The organism is Mesorhizobium sp. M7A.F.Ca.CA.004.04.2.1 (assembly GCF_004022825.1).
Taxonomy (GTDB): Bacteria; Pseudomonadota; Alphaproteobacteria; order Rhizobiales; family Rhizobiaceae; genus Mesorhizobium.
The window spans coordinates 1-2,676 of record NZ_RZPH01000853.1; the positions used below are offsets into that span (position 1 = coordinate 1).

The window sequence follows — 2,676 nt, forward strand, 5'->3', positions numbered from 1 at the left end:
CCGAATAGTCCTCGCTGATTTCGCGGTATTCCATGGCAGCATCCTCGCAAACTGGTCAGGCGGCAGTCTTGCCACTCCCCGACATGGGCGGCAATCCGTACCGAAGGAATTCTCTGCCAAATAGACATTGCGTGGCGGAAAATCCAACCGGGCCGATGCGGCCCGGCTGGACGATCCTTCAAACTCAGCTGCCGAGAATGGCGCCTTTGATCTGACGGATGTTGTTGTGCATCATGTCGATGTAGGTCGCGGCCGGGCCGTCGGGCTGCGACAGCGCATCCGAATAGAGCGTGCCGCCGACCTTGATGCCGGTTTCGCTGGCGATCTGTTCGATCAGGCGCGGGTTGGTGATGTTCTCGACGAAGATCGCAGCCGCCTTGTCCTGCTTCACCTGATTGACCAGTTTGGCGACGTCTGCGGCGGATGGCTCGGAGTCGGTCGAGATGCCTTGCGGGGCGAGGAAGGTCAGGCCGTATGCGTGTTCGAAATAGCCGAAGGCGTCATGCGAGGTGATGACGACGCGCTTGCTCTCCGGGATTGAGGCGATCGCCGCTTTCACTTCGCCTTCGACCGCGTCGAGCTTCTTCGTGTAGGCGGCGGCATTGGTCTGGTAGCTGACGCAGCCTTCCGCATCCGCCGCGCAGAAAGCCTCGGCGATGTTCTTCACGTAGATCCTGGCATTGGCGATCGACTGGAAGGCGTGCGGATCGGTGACCGTCTTGCCGCCGTCGGTGCCGGCACCTTCGGCCGCGTCGGCATCGGCGAATTCAGGTTTGAAATCGATCGGCGTCACGCCCTTGGTCAAGGTGATGATAGACGCCTTGGTGGCGCTGGCATCGACCAGCCGCTGCAGGAAACCTTCGAAATGCAGGCCGTTGACCAGAACGATGTCGGCCTTGGCCATGGCCACAGCATCGGCCGGGCTCGGCTCGTAGACATGGGCGTCGCCATCCGGCCCGACAATGGTGGTGACGTCGATGCGGTCGCCGCCGACATTTTTGGCGAAATCGGCAATGACGGTGAAGCTGGCGACCACTTTCAGCGGTGCGGCCAAGGCCGACGATGCGCCAAAAGCGGTTAATGTTATAACGCTCATCGCCAGGGCGGCATGGATCGATTTCAGCATAGACGGGTCTCCTTCTAGGGGCGGGGATCAGGCCGTTCTGTGACGGTGATGGATGATGCGCGCGCGCAGAATGCCGCGCGTGCCAAACAGGATCGAGGCGAAATAGACGACGCCGGCCGACAGGATGATGGCCGGGCCGGATGGCAGCGACGCGTGATAGGACAGAAGCAGCCCGGCGACGCAGGACGCAAAGCCGATCAGCACCGCCAGCACGCACATCGGCTCGACGCGAACTGTCCAGAAGCGGGCGGCTGCGGCCGGCAGCATCATCAGCCCAACCGACAGAAGCGTGCCGAGTGCCTGGAAGCCGCCGACAAGGTTGAGCACGACAAGGCCGAGGAAGATGAAATGCACCGGACTGCCGAGCCGGCTGACCGAGCGCAGGAACAGCGGGTCGAGGCATTCGGCGACCAGCGCCCGCCAGAAGATGGCGAGGCTGACCAGCGTCACCGCGACGATGCCGCCGATCAGCGTCAGGGCCTCATCGTTGAGCGCCAGCACGGTGCCGAACAGCACATGCATGAGATCGACGCTGGACCCGCGGATCGACACCATCAGCACGCCGATGGCGAGCGAAATCAGATAGAACGCCGCCATCGAGGCGTCCTCGCGCTGTATGGTGAAGCGCGAGACGGCGCCGGCGCCGAGCGCGACGATGACGCCGGCGATCAGGCCGCCGATGGTCATCGGCAGGATCTCCAGCCCATAGAACAGGAAGCCGGCGGCCGCGCCGGGCAGGATGGCATGCGCCATGGCGTCGCCCGACAGGCTCATGCGCCGCAGCATCAGGAAGACGCCGATAGGGCAGGCGCCGAGCGACAGCATCAGCGAACCGATCAAAGCCCGCTGCATGAAGCCGAAATCGGCGAAGGGCGCGATGACAAGGCCGTAAAGCATGTCCATCAGGCAGCCCTCGGTCCGACGCCATGTTGGCGGTCGTGATCGTGGCCATGGTGATCGTCACCATGAGCGTCCTCGCCCGGCTCGCACCAGGGTGCATTTTCTTCCCAAGCTTCGTGGAAGCGGCGGGCGCGCAACAGGTTGTCAGGTTTCAGCGTTTCCCTGGTTTCGCCCCAGGCGATCGGCTGGCGGGCGAGAAGCAGCGTTTCGGGGAAATTCTGCCGCACCAGGTCCAGATCGTGCACGACAACCATGATGGTGCGTTCCTCGCCGTGCCAGTGCTTGATCAGGGCAATGAGGTCGCCGACCGTCTTGGCGTCGACGGCGTTGAAGGGTTCGTCGAGCAGGATGAGGTCGGCGTCCTGCAGCAGGACGCGCGCAAACAGCGTGCGCTGCAACTGGCCGCCCGACAGCGTGTCGATCGGGCGCTTTTCAAAGCCGCCGAGGCCGACCGCCATCAGCGCCTTGCTGACGTCATCGCGATCTTCCTTGGTGTAGCGGCCAAGCAGGCCGCGTCGTGGCCACAGGCCGAGCGAAACCAGATCGACCACGCGCGCTGGAAAAGAGCGGTCGAGCTCCGATTGCTGCGGCAGATAGGCGGCACGTACACCGGGTGCGCGGATAACCTCGCCGGCCATTGGCTTCAGGAC

Annotated in this window: 3 protein-coding genes; all 3 read right to left on the reverse strand. The window is 63.6% G+C overall.

Going from position 1 to position 2,676, the window contains the following annotated elements:
• Window positions 1-184 precede the first annotated feature (184 nt).
• Window positions 185-1,126, reverse strand: a complete 942-nt coding sequence (gene aztC, locus EN893_RS28125) for a zinc ABC transporter substrate-binding protein AztC (RefSeq protein WP_127272476.1) — start codon at window positions 1,124-1,126, stop codon at window positions 185-187.
• A gap of 27 nt (window positions 1,127-1,153) precedes the next feature.
• A complete protein-coding gene (aztB, locus tag EN893_RS28130) occupies window positions 1,154-2,029 on the reverse strand; it encodes a zinc ABC transporter permease AztB (RefSeq protein WP_031212890.1) in 876 nt (291 codons plus the stop codon).
• Window positions 2,029-2,676: metal ABC transporter ATP-binding protein (locus tag EN893_RS28135; protein WP_164901175.1), on the reverse strand; the 648-nt coding region annotated here is incomplete at its 5' end. The genes EN893_RS28135 and aztB, both read right to left, overlap by 1 nt.